The 19,397-nt window shown below is 72.3% G+C and carries 12 protein-coding genes and 1 tRNA gene; 9 read left to right on the top strand and 4 right to left on the bottom strand.

Features of this window, described 5'->3' with window-relative positions; translation table 11 throughout:
• The first annotated feature begins 3 nt into the window (after positions 1-3).
• The 4 genes from GJV82_RS00310 (at position 4) to GJV82_RS00295 (ending at position 4,717) form a co-directional block, all read left to right on the top strand.
• Positions 4-2,460: a GH36-type glycosyl hydrolase domain-containing protein gene (locus GJV82_RS00310; RefSeq protein ID WP_155097843.1), complete on the top strand. Its 2,457-nt coding sequence runs from the start codon at positions 4-6 to the stop codon at positions 2,458-2,460.
• A 133-nt stretch (positions 2,461-2,593) separates the two neighbouring features.
• Complete coding sequence (locus GJV82_RS00305) at positions 2,594-3,244, top strand: GNAT family N-acetyltransferase (protein ID WP_155097842.1); 651 nt, start codon at positions 2,594-2,596, stop codon at positions 3,242-3,244.
• A gap of 61 nt (positions 3,245-3,305) precedes the next feature.
• On the top strand, positions 3,306-4,580 hold the full coding sequence (locus tag GJV82_RS00300) for a hypothetical protein (RefSeq protein ID WP_155097841.1): 1,275 nt from the start codon (positions 3,306-3,308) through the stop codon (positions 4,578-4,580).
• A gap of 64 nt (positions 4,581-4,644) precedes the next feature.
• A tRNA-Ala gene (locus tag GJV82_RS00295) sits at positions 4,645-4,717 on the top strand.
• A 112-nt stretch (positions 4,718-4,829) separates the two neighbouring features.
• Here the strand turns inward: GJV82_RS00295 and GJV82_RS20570 are convergent.
• Positions 4,830-6,389 carry a LuxR C-terminal-related transcriptional regulator gene (locus tag GJV82_RS20570; RefSeq protein ID WP_155097840.1) on the bottom strand — a complete coding sequence of 520 codons (1,560 nt, stop codon included), beginning with the start codon at positions 6,387-6,389 and terminating at the stop codon, positions 4,830-4,832.
• Positions 6,390-6,700: 311 nt separating this feature from the next.
• On the opposite strand from GJV82_RS20570, the gene GJV82_RS00285 reads away from it, so the two are divergent.
• From GJV82_RS00285 to GJV82_RS00275, 3 genes are all read left to right on the top strand, one after another.
• Entirely contained in the window at positions 6,701-7,984 is a 1,284-nt protein-coding gene (locus GJV82_RS00285) for a metal-dependent hydrolase family protein (protein WP_225872957.1), read from the top strand.
• A gap of 133 nt (positions 7,985-8,117) precedes the next feature.
• Complete coding sequence (locus GJV82_RS00280; protein WP_024841242.1) at positions 8,118-9,527, top strand: glutamate decarboxylase; 1,410 nt, start codon at positions 8,118-8,120, stop codon at positions 9,525-9,527.
• A gap of 94 nt (positions 9,528-9,621) precedes the next feature.
• Positions 9,622-10,347, top strand: coding sequence for a hypothetical protein (locus GJV82_RS00275; protein ID WP_155097839.1), 726 nt, complete (start codon positions 9,622-9,624; stop codon positions 10,345-10,347).
• Positions 10,348-10,390: 43 nt separating this feature from the next.
• Here GJV82_RS00275 and GJV82_RS00270 read toward each other — a convergent pair whose 3' ends face one another.
• The 3 genes from GJV82_RS00270 to GJV82_RS00260 form a co-directional block, all read right to left on the bottom strand.
• A complete protein-coding gene (locus tag GJV82_RS00270; RefSeq protein ID WP_196217153.1) occupies positions 10,391-11,176 on the bottom strand; it encodes a tyrosine-protein phosphatase in 786 nt (261 codons plus the stop codon).
• Entirely contained in the window at positions 11,173-11,739 is a 567-nt protein-coding gene (locus tag GJV82_RS00265) for a DUF308 domain-containing protein (RefSeq protein ID WP_024841239.1), read from the bottom strand. The genes GJV82_RS00270 and GJV82_RS00265 overlap by 4 nt, the downstream gene beginning before the upstream one ends.
• 155 nt (positions 11,740-11,894) lie before the next feature.
• A complete protein-coding gene (locus GJV82_RS00260) occupies positions 11,895-13,742 on the bottom strand; it encodes an FUSC family protein (protein WP_155097837.1) in 1,848 nt (615 codons plus the stop codon).
• Between the two features lie 854 nt (positions 13,743-14,596).
• On the opposite strand from GJV82_RS00260, the gene GJV82_RS00255 reads away from it, so the two are divergent.
• Positions 14,597-17,185 carry a YhgE/Pip domain-containing protein gene (locus GJV82_RS00255; RefSeq protein ID WP_155097836.1) on the top strand — a complete coding sequence of 863 codons (2,589 nt, stop codon included), beginning with the start codon at positions 14,597-14,599 and terminating at the stop codon, positions 17,183-17,185.
• Positions 17,182-19,368 carry a YhgE/Pip domain-containing protein gene (locus GJV82_RS00250; protein WP_024841236.1) on the top strand — a complete coding sequence of 729 codons (2,187 nt, stop codon included), beginning with the start codon at positions 17,182-17,184 and terminating at the stop codon, positions 19,366-19,368. The genes GJV82_RS00255 and GJV82_RS00250 overlap by 4 nt, the downstream gene beginning before the upstream one ends.
• Positions 19,369-19,397 lie beyond the last annotated feature (29 nt).

Genomic DNA, 19,397 nt, shown 5'->3' with positions numbered 1-19,397 from the left:
ACGATGCGCTACGGCCACTTCGACACCGCGCACGACGAGTACGTCGTCGAGCGCCCCGACGTCCCCGTCTCGTGGACGAACTACCTCGGCACGCGGGACATGTGCACGGTCCTGTCCCACCACGGCGGCGGGTACTCGTACCACAAGAGCTCGCAGTACGGGCGGATCACGCGCTTCCGCCAGAACGGGGTGCCGCTCGACCGCCCCGGCCACTACGTCTACCTGCGCGACGACGCGGACGGCGACTACTGGTCGGTGTCCTGGCAGCCCGTGGGCAAGCCGTTCGTCGGGCCGGGCGAGGAGCTCGACCCGGCCGGCGGCGCGGGGCGCTGGACCACGCGCCACGGCCTGAGCTACACGACCTTCCGCGCCGAGTACAAGGGCATCGACGCCGAGCAGACGGTCTTCATCCCGCTCGACGACGACGTCGAGCTGTGGGACGTGCGCGTCACCAACACGACGGACGAGGTGCGCGAGCTCACCGTCGGGTCGTACGTGGAGTTCTCGTTCCACACGATCACGATCGACAACCAGAACCTGCAGATGTCGCTCTACGCGTCCGGCTCCTCGTACGAGGACGGGATCATCGAGTACGACTTCTACTACGAGCCCTGGACGTACCACTACTTCGCGTCGAGCGAGACGCCGTCGTCGTACGACTCGCTGCGCGACAGCTTCGTCGGCCCGTACCGCACCGAGAGCAACCCGGTCGCGATCGAGCGGGGCGAGGGCTCGAACGCGAGCGCGACGACGCAGAACCACTGCGGCGCGCTGCTGCACAAGGTGACGCTCGCGCCGGGCGAGACCAAGCGCCTCGTCTTCATGCTCGGCTACGGCTCGCGCGACGCGGCCGGGCGCGCGGTCCGGGCGAAGTACTCGGACGTCGCGGCCGTCGACCGCGAGCGCGCGCGCCTGCGCGACTACTGGCGCGCCAAGCAGGACAAGCTGCGCATCCGCACGCCCCACGAGGGCATGAACACGATGATCAACGCGTGGACGCTGCTCCAGGCGGAGACGTGCGTCGTGTGGTCGCGGTTCGCGTCGTTCGTCGAGGTGGGCGGTCGTGCGGGGCTCGGCTACCGCGACACGGCGCAGGACGTCATGAGCGTCATCCACTCGAACCCGACGAAGACGCGCCAGCGCATCGTCGAGCTCCTGCGGGCCCAGACGGAGGCCGGCTACGGCCTGCACCTGTTCGACCCCAAGGCCTTCGACCCCGACGCGGAGAAGCTGCCCGACGTCCCGTCGCCGACGATCGTGCCGACCGTCGACCCGAAGGACCTCATCCACGGTCTCGAGGACACGTGCTCGGACGACCACCTGTGGCTCGTGCCGTCGGTCGTGGAGTACGTCAAGGAGACGGGCGACCGCGCGTTCCTCGACCTGGAGATCCCGTTCGCCGAGGGCACGCCCGCGACGGTCTACGACCACCTCGTGCGCGCGCTCGAGTTCTCCGCGCAGCAGGTGGGCCAGAACGGCGTGGCGCTGGGACTGCGCGCCGACTGGAACGACTGCCTCAACCTGGGCGGCGGCGAGACGTCGCTCGTGACGTTCCTCCACGCGTGGGCGATCGGCGCCTTCCTCGAGGTGGCCGAGCCGCTCGCCGCGGCGGGCGACGAGCGCGCCGAGGCGGACGTCGTGCGGTTCACAGCGGAGCGCGAGCGCATCGCGAAGGTCGCGGACGCGCAGCTCTGGGACGGTCGCTGGTGGATCCGCGGGTACACGCGCGACGGCGTGAAGATCGGCTCCGCCGAGAACGACGAGGGCAAGATCTTCCTCGAGCACCAGGCGTGGCCCGTCATCGCGGGCATCACGACCCAGGAGCGCGGCGAGGCGTCGATGGACGCGGTCCGCGAGCTCCTCGGCTCGGAGTACGGCAACCACCTCAACTGGCCGGCGTTCACGAAGGTCGACGACACGGTCGGGTTCGTCACGCGCGTGTACCCGGGCATCAAGGAGAACGCCGCGATCTTCTCCCACCCCAACGCGTGGCCGATCATCGCCGAGGCGCTGCTCGGGCGCGGCGACGAGGCGGTCCAGTTCTACGACGCGATCCTCCCGTACCACCAGAACGACAACATCGAGGTCCGCGGCGCCGAGCCGTACGCGTACGTCCAGTTCCTCTACGGCCGCGACCACGAGTGGTTCGGCAAGGCGCAGAACCCGTGGCTCACCGGCACGGCCGGCTGGATGTACACGGCCGTGACCAAGTACGTGCTCGGTGTGCGGCTCGCGCTCGACGGCCTCGTCGTCGACCCGTCCATCCCGAGGGACTGGGACGGGTTCGAGGTGCGCCGCGAGTGGCGCGGCGCCGTCTACGACATCGAGGTCCGCAACCCCGACCACGTGTCGAAGGGCGTGCGGTCCGTGACGGTCGACGGCGTCGAGCACGACCCGGCGACGCCGATCCCCGCGCTGCCCGCGGGCACCGAGGCGAAGGTCGTCGTCACGCTCGGCTGACAGCACGGCCGGCACCACCGGGTGCCTGCGTCACCGGTCGGTGGCGCGCGGGCACCCGGTGGTGTCACCCTGTGCACCGAGGGACGGGCGCCCGCCCGTGCCGACCGACAGCCCGAGGACGGTTCACCGCCGGATGACGCACAAGATCACGCGCGGCTGGACCGTCGCCAAGCCGTGGCCCGTGACGCTGCGGGACGACACGCTGGGCGGCTCCGTCGTCCTGCGGCCGCTGCGCCGCCGGGACGCGACCGCGTGGATGCGCCTGCGCGCGCAGAACGCCGAGTGGCTCGAGCGCTGGGAGGGGACGTCGCCCCGCCCGGGCTCCGGGGGCGGGCCGCCGACGTTCGCGGAGTACGTCCGCGTGCTGTCCGCCCAGGCGCGCGCCGGGTCGTCCCTGCCGTTCGCGGTCGAGCTGGACGGCGAGCTCGTCGGCCAGCTCACCGTCTCGTCCATCACCTACGGCTCGCTGTGCGGCGCGAGCATCGGTTACTGGGTGAGCGAGCACGTCGCGGGCCGCGGGGTGATCCCGACGGCCGTCGCCATGGCGACCGACTACTGCTTCGCGGTCCTCGGCCTGCACCGGATCGAGATCAACATCCGCCCCGAGAACGGCCCGAGCCTGCGCGTCGTGGAGAAGCTCGGCCTGCGCGACGAGGGCGTGCGCGAGCGGTACCTGCACATCCAGGGCGCCTGGCGCGACCACCGGACCTTCGCCATCACGAGCGAGGAGGTGCCCGACGGGCTCCTCGCGCGCTGGCAGGCGTCGCGGCGCGAGACCATCTGAGCCGCCCGACACGCCGGAGAGCGTGCGGACCGCGGCCGCACGCCTCGCCTACGGTCGTGATGTGGAATCGGCCTCGGGGATCGTCGCGCTCGCGGTGGTCCTGCTGTGGGTCGGCTTCTACGTCCCGCACCGGGTGCGTCACCGGCAGCAGCTGCTGGAGGCGCGCACGGACGACCGCTTCTCCGGCTCCCTGCGGGTCCTGGCCGTCGCCGGCCCGGGCGGCGGGGGGATCGACCCGTGGGACGCGCGGCTCGACGGGGTGACCGCCGTCGCGTCGATCGCCTCCGGGCCGGGCGACGGGGGTCGTGCCCTGCTCGAGGGCGCGGGCACGAAGGACCGGCCCACGGGCCGGGCGCACGACGAGGAGGGAACGCACGCCATGGGGAGCACCGTCAGCGCGTCACCCTCGCGCGGGGCACCGCCGCGCCGCCAGCCGGCTCCGGAGCAGTCCCGCCTCGCCCTCCTCGAGCGGCGTGCCGCCGCGGCGCGCCGCCGTCTCGCGCTCACGGTCGTGCTCCTGCTCGCGAGCGTCGCCGTGTGGGTCGTCGCCGCGCTCGGGTACGTGCCGTGGTGGGCAGGTGCCGTCCCGACGGCGCTCCTCGGGCTCGTGCTCGTGCTGGGCCGTCGTGCGGTGCTCGCGGCGCAGCGTTCCGACGCCGCGTGGCTGGCCGAGCGTCGTGCGGCCGCGCGGGCCGCGCGCGGGACCGTCCTGGGTGCGCCGCCCGCGCCCCGGGGTGCGCGTCCGCGCGTCACCGGTCGCGCCGTGCACGGCTCGCAGGTCAGCACGCAGATGATCCCGCGCGTCACGCCGAAGGACCTGGCGCGCGCGAACGCGGCCGCGACCGCCGACGCCGCGCGCTCCGCAGGGCCCGCGTCCGCGCCGCGCGAGGCGGTGACCGCGCCGAGCGCGCCGGAGGCCGAGGGCTCCGGCTCCGAGGAGCCTGCTCCGGCGGGCGAGGCTGCCCCGGCGCGCGACGCCGCGCACGAGCCGTCGCCGACCGTCGCCCGCGCCGACGTCGTCGACGCCGCCGAGGCCGGGACCGCGGCCGAGGACCACGTGCCCTCGGGCCGTGCCTGGGACCCGGTGCCCGTGCCGCCGCCGACGTACACGATGAAGCCCACGGCACCTCGCCGCGAGCCCGCCCCGCTCACGGACGACGACGTCGTCTCGTCCGCGCGTCCCGCCGCCGACCCCGTGGTCGCGACGGTGCCCGTCGGCGACGCGTCGTCCGGCGCGCCGACCCCTGCCGAGGGCGACGAGCGCAAGCCCTCGACCGAGACGCTGGGCCTCGACCTCAACGAGATCCTCGCCCGCCGCCGGGCGGCCGGGCAGTAGACCCCCCGAGGGCGGCCGGTTTGCACGACCCCGCCCTCGGGGTGCTAATCTGTACACCGCTCGAGGGGCTATGGCGCAGTTGGTAGCGCGTCTCGTTCGCAATGAGAAGGTCGGGGGTTCGAATCCCCCTAGCTCCACCGGGTGAAGGCCCCGGACCTCACGGTCCGGGGCCTTCGTCGTTCCTGGGGCGCCTGTGTCGTGTCGCAGACGTCGTGCCTCGGCCGCGGGCGGCACGGGCCGACGGGATCGTCAGGACGTCCGGACGGCGCGGTCGTCGGTCACGTTCGTGAGGAAGAGCGCGCTGAGCTCGATCGCCTCGTTCCTCGTGGAGCACCCGAGCTTGCGGTAGATGGACTTGAGCTGCGACTTGATCGTGTTCGGCGAGACGTGGAACTGGCTCGCCAGGTCGGCAACGGTGCTGTGGAGCGGCAGCGCGTAGAGCACGCGCCGCTCGCTCTCCGTCAGGGTCGAGCGGTTCGGCAGGTCGCGCAGCTCGAGGCCGTCGACCGACCGGTCGAGCTGGGGCCCGGTCTGGTCGTCGAGGCGTTCGCGGACCGCGTCGAGGAGCTGCCGGGGCATCGACGCGATCAGCCGGCGGACGTGGCCCGTGCTCGCCGCGCGAGCGACGGCCAGCGCCGTGTGGTGGCTGACCCTCCCGTTGCGCGCGAGCTCGAGCCACGCCGAGAGCATGACGTGCTCGGCGTGCAGTCGGGGCCCGAGCGGGGACTCGCCGGCGAGTCGCCGCAGGTCCCTCGTCGCGGCGTCGAGACGGCCCAGGTGCAGGTCGACCCGGACGGAGGCGAGACGGGTCATCGGCCCGCAGCGGGCGCGGTCGTCCGCCAGGCGGCGTGCGGTGACCTCGTCGCCCATCGCGAGCAGCGCCTCGACGGACACCGCCGCGACGATGTCGTTCGCGACCGAGCCGTGCTGGCGCGGGTGCGACTCCTGAGCGAGCTCGGTCACCTCGATCGCCTCGCTCGGCCGGTGCTGGGAGACGAGGGCGCGCGCCCGGGCGAGGAGCGTGAACGGCCACGTCATCTCCACGCTGTGGTACGGCTCGAGCCGTGCGAGCCGCAGCTCCAGGTCATCGCTCATCCGGTCGACGGCGATGAGAGCCTCGGTGGTGGCCTCGGTCGCCTGCACGGACCGCTCGTGCGCCGGGGACGGGTCGGGCTCGCGCGCCGCCTCGTCGAGCGCGGCCCGCGCGTCGTCCAGCGACCCGCGCAGCGCGTGGGCGAGAGCGAGACGGCTCAGCGCGAACCGCTCCGCGTCCGGCTGGATCGAGTGCCGACCGAGCTCTCGGGCCCTCGCGAACTCCAGGAGCGCGCGGCGCGAGTCGCCGGAGAGCAGGTACGTCGAGCCGACCTGGAGGTGCGCGAACCACAGCGGCCCGTCGGTCCGCTGGTGCCACTCGGCGTCGACGCTCGCGAGTCGCTCCAGGAGACGTTGGGCGCAGACCGCTGCTGCCGCCACGTCCCCGCTGAGGCGGAACGCGACCATCTGGGCGACGGCGAGGAAGTCGAACTCCTCCGCGCTCAGGGTGCGCGCCTCGTCGGGGTCGATGAGGGGTTTGAAGGGGCGGTGGGTCAGGGCGAGGAGCGGCGTCATCGGATGCACGATGCGGAGCGCGAGGTACCGGTCGAGCACCGGTGACGGGAGTCGTTCGACCGCCCGCATGAGCAGGTCGTGGTGCGAGCTGTAGAGCGGCCAGAGGTTCGTCATCGCGGCCGCCGCGATCGCCTCGGGCGAGCCGGAGGCCATCGCCTGCTCGAGCGCCGCGCGCGCCGCGACGGGGTCGTTGAGGTTCACGGCGTCCCTCGCCCCCTGCCAGCGGCCGGCGAGCCCGCTGGCCCGGCCCCCGCACGACGGTGCGGACAGCGCCGCCCGCCGTCACGAACGTCGTTCGACATCGTCCGTCACAACCTCCAGGTCGGCCCTCCCGGCCGCACGTCGGTCATCGGAACTCAGTCGTACCACGGGAAATGCCGGTCAGCATGTCCAGGAAAGGGAATGCCGGGTGAAAGAGCGGGTGAAAGGCCGGGTGGCGCCCCGTGTGAGGGAGCGGGGGAAATCGCGGGTTCACCGTCCGGTGCGCCCGAGGTGCTGGTTAGCATCGCCGCATGAGCCCTCCAACGGCGGCGTCCCAGCGAATGATCATTCGGAATGTCCGAGTCTTCGACGGCGTGCGCGAAAAGACTTTAGACAATGCGGACGTTCTGGTCGAGGGGCAGCACGTCGTCGCGGTGTCGGAGTCGCCCGTCGGGGGTCACGAGTCCGACGGCGTCGTCGAGATCGACGGGGCGGGAAAGTTTCTCATGCCGGGCCTGAGCGACGCCCACGCGCATTTGATGGGCAACGCCAACACGATGATGGATTTCCTCCAGGGGCCGACGGGGGCCTTGTACGGCAACACCATCGCGGAGGCGCGGCGAATGCTCCTGCGCGGGTTCACGACGGTGCGTGACATGGGCGGCGACACGGCGCCCGTCAAGGCGCTCGTCGACCGTGGCGTGTTCGAGGGGCCGCGCATCTTCCCGAGCCAGGCGATGATCTCGCAGACGTCCGGGCACGCGGACTTCGCGTTCGTCTACGACGTGCCCCAGGAGTTCGGCGGGCGACCGAGCCGTACCGACGACCTCCACTTCACGCGCGTCGCCAACGGCGTGCCCCACGTCCTCGCCGCGGTGCGCGAGCAGCTACGGCAGGGCGCGAGCCAGATCAAGCTCACGCTCGGCGGCGGGGCGGCCTCGATGTACGACCCGCTGAGCACGCTGCAGTACACCCCCGAGGAGATCCAGGCCGCCGTGCAGGCCGCCTCCGACTACGGGACCTACGTCGCCACGCACGTGTACACCGTGGACGGCATCCGGCGCGCGATCGACGCCGGCGTCCGGTCGATCGAGCACGGTCACCTGGCGGACGAGGACACGATCCGCCTCGTCGGGGAGACCGGGACGTGGCTCTCGATGCAGCCGTTCGCGGAGGCGGACCACCACTACCCGGACCCGGCGCGCGCCGCGAAGAACGCGCAGATCTGCACGGGGACGGAGCAGGTGTACGAGTGGGCGAGGAAGTACGGCGTGAAGACCGCCTGGGGCACCGACCTGCTGCTCGAGCCGCAGTCGGCGGCCCGGCAGAGCCTGATGGCGGCGCGCATGGGCGAGTTCTTCAGCAACGCCGAGGCGCTGCGGATGCTGACGTCGGGCAACGCGGAGCTGTTCGAGCTCGCGGGCGAGCGGAACACCTACCGCGCCGGACGGCTGGGCGTCATCGCCGAGGGTGCGTGGGCGGACATGGTCCTGGTCGACGGCGACCCCCTCGCCGACCTCTCCGTGATCGCCGACCCCGACACGAACTTCAGGCTCATCGTCAAGGGAGGGCAGGTCGTCAAGAACACGCTGTGACCGCGGCCCAGGTGCCTCGTCGACGGCGAGGCGACCGAGAGCAGCGGAGCCGAGGTCCCGGCACACGCGGTGGGAGGCGCACCACGGGACCGGTGGCCTACGACCGCCCCCCACGAAGCACCAGGAGGACAGCATGACCGCCAACACCACGAAGGCCCGCCAGACGACGAACATCGACCCGACGCTGAGCGTCAACCCCGTCTTCGTGCGGCCGGGAGAGGCGACGGAGTTCGACAAGTTCACGATGCCTGCCGGCCCGAGCCTTCCCGAGACGGCGTACCAGATCGTGCACGACGAGGCGATCCTCGACGGGAACTCGCGCCTGAACCTGGCGACGTTCGTCTCCACGTGGATGGACGACCACGCGCTCAAGCTCTACAGCGAGTCGGCCGACAAGAACATGATCGACAAGGACGAGTACCCGGCGACGGCTGCGATCGAGGACCGCTGCTGGCGAATCCTCGCGGACCTGTGGCACGTGCCCGACCCCACGGACACGATCGGGACGTCCGCGATCGGCTCGTCCGAGGCGTGCATGCTCGGCGGGCTCGCGCTGAAGCGCCTCTGGCAGGAGAAGCGCAAGGCCGAGGGGAAGTCGACCGAGCGGCCGAACCTCATCATGTCCGCCGCGGTGCAGGTCGTCTGGGAGAAGTTCTGCAACTACTGGGACATCGAGCCCCGGTACGTCCCCGTCTCGCGCGAGCACCTGGTGCTGGACGGGTACGACCTCGAGAACTACGTCGACGAGAACACGATCGGCGTGGTCGCGATCCTGGGCCAGACCTTCACCGGGCTGTACGACCCCGTCGAGGCGATCGCGAAGAAGCTCGACGAGATCGAGGCGAAGACGGGGCTCGACGTCAAGATCCACGTCGACGGGGCGTCCGGCGCGATGGTGGCGCCGTTCTGCCAGCCGGACCTCGTCTGGGACTTCCAGATCGACCGCGTGAACTCGATCAGCACCTCGGGCCACAAGTACGGGCTGGTGTACCCGGGCGTCGGGTGGGTGGTCTGGCGCAACACCGCGGTGCTCCCCGAGAGCATGATCTTCCACGTCAGCTACCTCGGCGGGGACATGCCGACGCTCGCGCTGAACTTCTCCCGGCCGGGGGCGCAGGTCCTGCTGCAGTACTACCAGTTCCTGCGCCTCGGCCGAGAGGGCTACCGCGAGGTCCAGCAGAACTCGATCGACGTCGCGACCTATCTCTCGAGCGGGATCGCCGAGATGGGGCCGTTCGAGCTCATGAGCAAGGGCGACACGATCCCCGTGTTCGCCTGGATCCTCAAGGACGGGTACACGGACAAGTGGTCCCTGTACGACCTCGCCGACCGGCTCCGCATGAAGGGCTGGCTCGTCCCGGCGTACCCGATGGCGGACGACATGTCCGACGTGGTCCTCCAGCGCATCGTCGTCAAGGTCGGGCTCAGCCGCGACCTGGCCTCGGCGCTCCTGGCCGACATCAAGGGCGAGGTGCAGTTCCTCGACTCGCTCGACGCGCCGCTCCCGCGCGAGGCGTCGAGCGGCTCGCACTTCCACCACTGAGCCGGCACCCGCGGGGCGAGGGCGGTCTCGCCGCCCTCGCCCCGCGGTCGTCCCGACCCACCCGTCTGCCGGCCCACCGAGGGGAGCCCTCGCCATGAGCGAAGCGATCGTGACCGCGTCCGTCGGACCACGGCCGTTCCTGGTCCCGACCCTGACCAAGCAGTGCTGGGGTTTCATGATCGGCTCGGCGCTGTTCGCGATCGGCTCGGCGCCCGGGTTCGGGTCGTGGGCCGGCGCCTCGGTCGCGAACCTCCTCTACTTCGTCGGGGCGATCTTCTTCACCGCGGCCGGTCTCGCCCAGCTCATCCTCAGCGGGGCGGTGAGCGTCCCCGTGAGCTACGCGCCCGGGCGGATGGTGCGGGCCGAGTGGCTCACCGCGGCCACCCAGTCCTTCGGCACGATCATGTTCAACGTGAGCACGACGGCCGCGCTGTACGCCCGGTCGCGCACCGCCGAGACCGAGTACGTGTGGAACCCGGACGCCGCAGGGTCCGTGGCGTTCCTCGTGAGCGCCAACCTCGCGTTCGTGGCCTACGCGCGCGCCACCTCGACGTGGTGGGACCCGGGGCGGATCGGGTGGTGGTCGGTCGTCGTCAACTACCTCGGGTGCGTCGCGTTCGGGGCCTCCGCGGTCGGGGCGTTCATCCTGCCGGACGGGTCGGCGATCAGCAGCTCCCTGGCGAACGGCGGGACGTTCGTGGGCGCGCTCTGCTTCTTCGTCGCGTCGCTCGTCGTCCTGCCGTGGTGGACCCGCGACCGCGCCGCGGGCGCTGCCGACGGGGCGCGGGACGAGGGCGCGGGGCCCTCGGGCCGCGACTGAGGCGCGGCCGGCGGCCGAGCCCGGCGGCGCGGACGAGGAGGCCTTACCCGGCGAGGCGGCGCCGGACGGTGCTCAGCTCACGGGGCGTGAGGCCGCCCGACATGAGGTACCGGGCGCTCCCGCCGGCAGCGTCGAGCCACGCGAGCGCCTGCGTGATCGCGGACGGGGGCGTCTCCGTCGCGAGCGTCCGCAGCTGCGGCGTCACGGGGATGCCGAGCGACTCGATCATGTGGAGCATGCCGTCCGCCCACGGGCCCGCGAGGTTGCGCTGGGAGACGGCGTAGTCGTCGACGATCGCCGTGCGCTCGACCCCCACGGCGTCGAGGAGGAGCGCGACGGCGACGCCGGTCCGGTCCTTGCCCGCGGTGCAGTGGACGACGACGGCCGTCGGGGCGCCGTCGTGCGAGGCCGCGACGACGCGGGCGACCTCGGCGAAGGCCGCGGCCGACCCCTGCAGCATCCCGACGTACAGGTCGCCCAGCGCGGGCAGCGCCTCGAGGCCCGCACGGACGGCGTCGGGCGACGGCGCACGGGCCGGGTCGACCAGGGCGCCGAGCTGTTCGGCGAGGGCACCCTGGGTGATCGCCGGCCGGACCGTGTCGATCGTCCGCGTGCTCGGGAGCCGGTCGGGTGCGGCCGCGCGCTCGGCGGGGGTGCGGAGGTCGGCGACCACGCCGATCTCGGTGGTGGCGAGCTGGGCGACCCCTTCGTCGGTGAGGTTCCGCAGCGCGTCCGACCGGTACAGCACGCCCGGGCGGCTGTAGCCGCCGTCCTGGAGCGGGAGCCCGCCCGTGTCGCGGAAGTTGTAGAGGCCGTCGAGCGTGCTCACCGGGCGACCCCGACCCCGGTCCCGTAGCGGAAGCCGCGCACGATGTTGACGAGACCGAGGACGACGAGCGACAGGCCCAGGAGCCACCACAGCATGGTGGCGCCCCAGAGCGGCGTGAGGAGCAGGACGACGCCCGCGACGATCGACAGGACCGCGAACAGGATCGAGACCGGCTTCGAGGCGGCGTCGCGCAGCGAGGTCAGGTCCACGACGCCCTCGACGATCCACAGGACCCCGACGAGGATCCCGAGGAACTCCGCGAGGTAGGTGGTGGTCTGGCCGAGGTTGAGGAACGCCAGGATCCCCCCGACGACGAACACGACACCGAGGAGGGTCCGGCCGACGCGCGCCCACCCGCCCCTGCCGCCGCTGAAGATCCCGATCCCGAGGTGGATGAGGCCCGCGATGACCGCGTAGGCCGCGACGATGGCGGTGACGACCATGGCGGTCCGCCCCGGCCACACGAGGATGAGGACGCCGAGGATCGCGCTGACGAGCCCGCTCACCCCGAGGGCGGTGCGGATGCCGTTGACCGTGCGGATCGTTCCGGAACTGGTGCTCACGAAGGTCCCTCTCGTGGTGTCGGACGCGCGGCCGCGCTCCGGCGACCGTGCCGGCGGCGTCGGTCGTCGGCGCGCCTGTGCCACCGATGATGGCCAACGTGCGGAGCTCCTGCCCGCGAACCAGGGGAAGATCACCCCGGCGGTCACCCCGGCGATCACCCGCTCCGCCCGGGCGCGCGGGTGGGCCGGGGCTGCGTCAGGCGTCGCAGGGCCCACTCGACCCGTGCCAGGGCGAAGAGCGCCGCCGTCTGGGACCCGGTCGCGTCCGACGGCAGCCGGTGGACCCGGGAGACGAGCGGCGCGGACCGCGCGGACCCGCCGTCCCCCACGCGGTCGAACCGGTCGCGGGCGTCGTCCGCGGCGCGCCGGACGGCGGCGATCGCGTCCTGCACGACGCGGTCGCCGTCGGCGGGGCTCCCGTCCCCGTGCGCCCCGCGCCGCATCACGGCCTGCGCGAGCACGCCGCAGGCGCGGGTCACGACGTCCAGGAGGCGGACCGCCTCCAGCGCCGACTCGTGCCGGCCCAGCAGTGCGGCCGACATCGCCTCGACGGTCGCCTCGACGTCGTCCCTCGCCGCCTCGAGCTCGTGGAGGGCGGCGAGGGCCTCGTGGCCGTCGCCGCGCCCGCCGAACGTGCGGTCCCCGACCTGGAGGAGCGCGTCGAGCGCGCGGAAGCAGGCGCGCACCCTCCCCACGAGGTCGGGGTGCGAGCTCGCCGAGAGGATCGCGTAGGCGCACAGGACGCCGATGACCGCTCCCGCCAGGGTCTCCTCGAGGCGGAGCTCGAGGACGTCGTGGCGGAGGTCGCCGAGCATGGCGTAGACCGCGACCACGACGACCGTCATGAAGAACGGGGTGTAGACGTAGCGGACGGGGCCGAGGTAGAGCATGCCGAACACGGCGACGACGCTGATCCCGACGAGGACGCTCGTGTGCTGGCCGGACAGGAGGACGGCCCCGACGCCGACGACGATCCCGCCCGCCGTCCCCGCGACCCGCCGGTACGCGCGCGTGAGGACCCCGCCCCGCGTGGTCGTCCCGGCGAAGACGACGAACGCGCTCGTCACCGCCCAGTACCACCGGCTCGCGGAGATGGCCTCGCCGACCGCGACCGCCGCCGTCGCCGCGACCATCGCCTGCACCGCGAGCCGACTGGTCGGTGCCCACTGCCGCCACGGCGTCCAGCGGGGCGCCGCGCGCGCGGGTCGTGGCGGTGCGCCGACGTCGGACCGCGGGCGGGCCGTCGACGACGCGGGAGCGTCGTGGGGGAGCGTCCTGGTGCCGGGCGTCTGCTCGGCCCGGCGCAGCTTGGCGTGCGCGAGCGTGCTCCGCGCGACGAGGTACTCCAGGACGTCGTCCCTGACGGGTCGCCCCTGCGACGACAGCGCCCGGGTGGCCCACGCCGTCGCGGCCTCGACGCGGGCGCTCGACGCGCGCGGGGCGAGCACGGTCTCCAGGTGGGCGAGCGCGGCCGGGGCGTCGCGTCCCGTGCTCGCCGCTCCGGCGGCGCGGACGAGCTCGTCGCAGGTCTCCTCGGTGCAGACGCGGGCGTCGAGCACGAGCAGGGCGAGCGACCGCTCGCTGCAGCCGACGTGGTCGGCGGTGGGGTAGTCCCGCTGCCACGCCGTGAGGGCGCGGCCGACCGCGTCGATCCGGGCGAGCCGGGTGCGCAGCACGCCCGCGCGGGCCGGACGGGCGGCGCTGCGGAGCGCGGCCGCGGAGGCGCTGCGCAGGTCGGCGAGGAGGGCGAGCAGCGTGCGGCGAGGGTGCTCGAACCGCAGGGCGGCGCGCGCGACGGCCTGGGTCGCGACCGCGCCGACGGCGATCAGGCAGAACGCCGGCAGCTCGTGCGCGGTGGGTCGGACGAACAGCGTGAAGAGGTAGCCCATGAACGCGAGCGTGCCGATCGCGGCGGCGCGGGGCCCGTACCGGCGGACCCAGGTCGCGGCGCCGGTCAGCAGGACGAAGCCCGCGAGCACCGCGGGCCGGTGCGGGGACAGCACCGCGGCGACGGCGATCGACGCGGTGACCGTCGGGACCAGGAGCAGGGCCGTGCCGGCGCGCGCGAGGCGTGCGGTCCTGGACGACGGTGCTCGCCTGGACCGACAGGAACACCGCCATGGCCAGGAGGCCGGGGTGGGCGTGCAGACGGCGCACGACCTCCAGCGCCAGGACGGCGCTGCACAGGACGCCTGCCGACACGACCGCGGCAGTGGTCAGGCGCGTCCGTCCGGGATCGCGCGCGGCCGGGGTGCGGGCGAGGCGGCGCGATCCGCCCGGACGCCGCGGGACGACCACGGGGGCCTACGGCGCCGTCGCCTCGGCCCGGGACGCGTCGGCGTCCAGGGACACGTCGGCGTCGAGCCGGTCGGCCCGTGGGCGCATGACGTCCTCCTGAATAATTCTCCGCTCTCGGATCACATTGCGCGGTGCATTTCCGTCGCCCGGACAAAAGACCTGACGAGTCGTCGCCTCGTGCGGTGCGCAGCACCGTCGGTATTGACGGTGCGCGCCGTCGAAAATGTCCCGCGCCTTGCGACGGTAGCACCGGTCTTTGTCGGGCGTGGTGCACCGCGTGAAGTTCACCCGCGCGCGCCCGAGCCGGACCACCCGTCCCTTGTCTGAGGCACGACGCGGGCGCGGGCGGGGGATGCCAGGGTGATGTGCCGGGTGATCTTTGTGCGCCGTCACGGGTCGGCCGAGAGTTTTCGGGAGGACCGAGACACACTGATGCCCCGAGGAAGGAACCCGTGCACCACGGAAACGCAGTGTCCGTTGTCAGGGAACACCAATGTCCGGGAGGCGACCAGGCGACGTCCGAATGCGCGCCGCGGACCGCGGGCGACGAGGAGGAACGATGCGCAACGCCCTGAAGGTGTTCCGCCGCGACGTCGGGAGGATCCTCCACGCGCCGAAGGTCTGGGCCATCGTCATCGGGCTCGTCATCATGCCGTCCATGTACGCGTGGGTGAACATCCTCGCGTTCTGGGACCCGTACTCGGACACGGAGCACGTCAAGGTCGCGGTCGTCAACCTCGACGAGGGTGCGTCGACGGAGATGACGGGCGAGGTCGACGTCGGCGCCAAGATCGTCGACCAGCTCAAGGCGAACGACCAGCTGGGCTGGAGGTTCGTCGGGGAGGACGCGGCGCTGCGCGGGGTGAGGTCCGGCGACTACTACGCCGCCATCGTCATCCCGCCCACCTTCAGCGCGGACCTGCTGAGCATCACGACGGGGAGGTTCGTCCGCCCGGAGCTCGACTACTACGTCAACGAGAAGGCGAACGCGATCGCCCCGAAGATCACCGGCGTCGGGGCGTCGACCCTCGACTCCCAGGTGAACGCGACGTTCGTCTCGACCGTCGCGGAGACCGTCGCGGAGGACCTCGAGAAGGCCGGCGTCGACACGGGGGCACGCCTGCTCGACGCGAGGACGACGACGCTCGACGCGCTCGACGACACCGTGGCGGAGCTGGAGGCCGCGCGCGGCGGCCTGGCGGACCTCCAGGTCACGCTCACCGACGCCGGGGTCGCGCTCACCGAGGCCACGAGCGCGCTCACCGAGGTCGACGAGACCATCGGCGACGTCCAGGCGTCGATCGCCCAGGCCCAGGCGCTCGTGGACGACGCCCAGCAGGACCTCGTCTCGTTCACCGACTCGGTGACGACCGCCTACGTGTCGGGCGCCACGCTCCTGTCCGGGGCGTCGGCACGGCTCAACGTCGCCGTCACCACGCTGTCGGCGGGCGTGCAGAACGCGAACCTCGCGATCGGCACCGCGATCGACGACGCGGACGCGATCGCGGACGCCAGCGCCGAGGTGCTCGCCGAGCTGGAGGCGCAGCTCGCGACCATGGACCCCGCCGACCCCGGGTACAGCGAGCTGAGCGAGGCGGTGGACCTGCTGAGGGAGCGCAACGCGTCGGACCAGCACCTCCTCGGCGACCTGGCGACGCTCAACCAGGACGTCGCGGACGTGACCACCGCGCTCCAGGCGACGGCGAGCGCGCTCAACGGCGCCGTGCAGGACTCGGCGACCTCGGCGGGGTCGATCCAGACCGCGCTGACGGGCACCGTCCCGGAGATCAACCGGACCATGGCCGAGCTGTCGGCGAGCGCCGGGGCGTTCTCGACCGCGCTCGACGCCCAGCGAGAGCTCGTGCGGGAGGCGGTCACGCTGCTCGACGGGCTCGAGGCCCAGATGGAGCAGGCGCGTTCCGCGGTCACGCTGCTCGACGGCAACCTGCTGGGCGTCGAGCAGGACCTCGAGACGCTGCGGACCGACCTCAGCGCGCTCAGCAGTGCGGAGATCTGGCGCACGCTGAGCGCGGTGACGGAGCTCGACCCGCAGCAGGTCGCGCGGTTCATGTCGTCGCCGGTCGAGGTGAAGCAGCACAACCTGTTCCCCGTCGCGACCTACGGCTCCGCGATGGCGCCGCTGTTCACCAACCTCGCGCTGTGGATCGGCGCGTTCATGCTCGTCGTGCTCCTCAAACAGGAGGCCGACACCGAGGGGGTCCCGGGCCTCACCGTGCGTCAGGCCTACCTCGGGAGGTGGATGCTCCTCGCGTCGCTCAACGTGCTCCAGGCGCTCCTGGTGAGCATCGGCGACGTCGTGATCGGCGTGCAGACGGCCAGCGCCGCGGCGTTCGTCGCGACGAGCGTCTTCACCGGGCTCGTGTACGTGTCGATCATCTACGCGCTCGCGATGTCGCTCGGCTACGTGGGCAAGGGCGTGGCGATCCTGCTGGTGATCATGCAGATCCCCGGGGCGTCCGGCATCTACCCGATCGAGATGATGCCGGGCTTCTTCCGGTCCCTCTTCCCGTTCTTCCCCTTCACGTACGGCATCGACGCGATGCGCGAGACCATCGGCGGGTTCTACGACGGCTACTACTGGCGCTACGTCGCGGTGCTCGGCCTGTACGCGGTGCTGGCCTTCGTCCTCGGCGTGTTCCTGCGGCTGCGGCTCGGCAACTTCTCTCGGCTGTTCAACGTCAAGCTGGCCGAGACGGGACTCTTCGTCAGCGAGGACGTGCAGATCTTCGGCTCGCGGCGCCGGCTCAGCCAGATCGTCCAGGCGCTGAGCGACCGACAGCGGTTCCGTGAGAAGACGGCGCGCCGGGCCGAGTGGTTCATGAAGCGCCATCTGACCGTGATCCGCCTGGCGGTCCTGATCGGTGTCGGGGTGAGCGTGGTGCTCCTGGGCGTCGCCTGGTTCGTGCCGGACGCCAAGGCGACCGTCCTCGGCCTGTGGGGCGTCGTGTGCCTCCTCGTGATCGGGACCGTCGTGACGATCGAGTACGTCCGGCAGAACATCGTCTTCGCGGGGAAGGTGGAGGACATGCCCGAGAGCTCGCTGCGGCAGGCGCTGGCACGGGAGGAGCGGGCGACCCGGTCGGACACGCCTCTGGCAGAGCTCCAGGACCACGGGAAGCGGTCGTGAACAACGTCTCCCGGCTCTTCCGCCACGACCTGCGGCAGGCGACGCGGAGCACGATCGCGCTCGTCGTGCTCTTCGGGGTCGTCGTCATCCCCTCGTTCTTCGCGTGGTTCAACGTGCTCGCGAGCTGGGACCCGTTCGGCAACACGAAGGACCTCAAGGTCGCGGTGGCCAATGCGGACGAGGGGTACGAGGGCGGCCTCCTGCCCGTGCGGATCAACATCGGGGACCAGGTCCTGTCGGCGTTGCGCGCCAACGCCGACCTGGACTGGGTGTTCACGAGCCCGGAGCAGGCGGTCCGGGGCACCGAGTCGGAGGAGTACTACGCCGCTCTCGTGCTCCCCCCGGACTTCAGCCGGCAGATGATGACGTTCCTCGTGCCGGGCGCCACCTCGGCCCGGATCGACTACTACACGAACGAGAAGACGAACGCGCTGTCGCCGAAGATCACGGGCGAGGCGGCGACCGACGTCTCCGTGCAGATCAACGAGACCTTCACGAAGACGTTGAACGAGGTCGGGCTGGGCGTCGTCGCGTCGCTCGCGGACAACCTCGAGGACCCCGAGACGCGCGCGGCCATCGCCCGGCTGGAGGCGAACGCCGCGGCGCTCGCCTCCCAGCTCCGTGCGGGCGCCGACAGCGCGCAGGCGCTCGGCCTGCTCGTCTCGGCGAGCAAGCCGCTCGTGACCGGTGCGACGTCGCTCGCGACCTCCTCGGACTCGGCGCTGCGCGAGACGGCCGGCGCGATCGGCGACGGGTCCACCGCGGCACGGCGCCTCGGCACGACGCTGGAGACGGCGACCGGGTCCCTGGCCGCGGCGTTCTCGACGAGCGCGGACAGCTATCGGGCGCTCGGCACCCAGGTGGACCAGCTCTTCACGTCGCTGGGCTCGCAGAGCCAGGCGACGGTCGCCACCCTGAACACGCTCGCCGGGCAGGTCGACGCGCAGATCGCGGCGTACCAGGGTCTGCGCGACGAGCTCCAGGCGCAGGCGGACACGGCGACCGACCCGGCGCTGCGGGACGCGCTCGAGCTGGTCGTCTCCCGCATCGACGGGGCCCTCGCCCGGCAGGAGCTGCTGCGCGACCGCATCCAGGAGGCGGCCACGCGCCTGACCCAGGGCGAGGTCGACAGCCAGGCGACGCGCGACGAGGTGATCGCGGTCGTCGACGAGGCGAGGAGCGCCGTCGAGGGGGTCGAGAGCTCGTACTCCCAGAGCCTGCGGCCGCAGCTCGAGCAGCTCGCCGGGACGCTCGCGTCGGTCAACGGCGGGTTCGTCGCGATCGGCGACGACCTGTCGGGCGCGGTCGCCGCCCTGTCCGAGGGCTCCGGCTCCCTCACCGGCGTGCTCACCGCCGCCGAGGGCACCCTGTCGACGATCTCCGAGGACCTGGAGGCCGCAGCGGCCCGGTTCGACGGCGTCGCGTCCGCGCTGCGCGACGCCTCGGAGTCGGGCGACCTCAGCGCGCTCACCACGATCATCGGCCCCGACGCGCAGACCTTCGCCGGCGAGCTGACCACGCCGGTCGCGCTCCGGACCATCCCGGTGTTCGAGGTCGACACGTTCGGGGCGCAGATGGCGCCCTTCTACTCCGTGCTGGGCCTGTGGGTCGGTGCCCTGCTGCTCTCGGTCCTGATCCGGGTCGACGTCGTGCGCGACCGCCTCCCGTTCGGGGCGGGCCTCACGCTCCCTCAGGAGTACTTCGGGCGCTACGGCATCTTCGCCGTCCTCGCCCTGCTGCAGAGCTCGCTGCTGTACGTGGGGCTCATCGGCTTCGTCGGGGTGCGACCGGTCTACCCGGCCCTGCTCATCCTCGCGGGGTGGGTGATGTCGCTCGTCTTCTCGCTCATCACGTACACGCTGGTCCTGTCGTTCGGCGAGGCGGGCAAGGCACTCGCCGTCTTCCTCCTCGTCGTCCAGATCTCGGCCGGGGGAGGGGCGTACCCGCTGAGCGTCCTGCCGCAGTGGTTCCAGAACATCAGTCCCTTCCTCCCCGTCACGCACGCGACGAGCGCGGTCCGCGCGGCGATCGCGGGGATCTACGAGGGTGACTTCTGGATCTCGCTCGGATGTCTCGTCCTCTTCGTCGTGCCCGCCCTGCTCCTGGGGCTCGTGCTCCGGGTCCCGCTCATCGGGTTCAACGACGACCTCGCGAAGGCGCTCGAGTCCACCCGGCTGATGTAGCGGCACGTCGTGCGGGCCCGGCGACCTAT

This window comes from Cellulosimicrobium composti, assembly GCF_009711085.1.
GTDB classification, from domain to species: Bacteria; Actinomycetota; Actinomycetes; order Actinomycetales; family Cellulomonadaceae; genus Cellulosimicrobium; species Cellulosimicrobium composti.
This window is presented reverse-complemented; position numbering and strand designations above follow the sequence as displayed.

What these genes read in the sequence shown, in the direction of transcription:
- GJV82_RS00275 (WP_155097839.1), top strand. Translation starts at nt 9,622, where the DNA reads ATGAGCGAAGCGATCGTGACCGCGTCCGTCGGACCACGGCCGTTCCTG.
- GJV82_RS00285 (WP_225872957.1), top strand. Translation starts at nt 6,701, where the DNA reads ATGAGCCCTCCAACGGCGGCGTCCCAGCGAATGATCATTCGGAATGTC.
- GJV82_RS00305 (WP_155097842.1), top strand. Translation starts at nt 2,594, where the DNA reads ATGACGCACAAGATCACGCGCGGCTGGACCGTCGCCAAGCCGTGGCCC.
- GJV82_RS00310 (WP_155097843.1), top strand. Translation starts at nt 4, where the DNA reads ATGCGCTACGGCCACTTCGACACCGCGCACGACGAGTACGTCGTCGAG.
- GJV82_RS00280 (WP_024841242.1), top strand. Translation starts at nt 8,118, where the DNA reads ATGACCGCCAACACCACGAAGGCCCGCCAGACGACGAACATCGACCCG.
- GJV82_RS00255 (WP_155097836.1), top strand. Translation starts at nt 14,597, where the DNA reads ATGCGCAACGCCCTGAAGGTGTTCCGCCGCGACGTCGGGAGGATCCTC.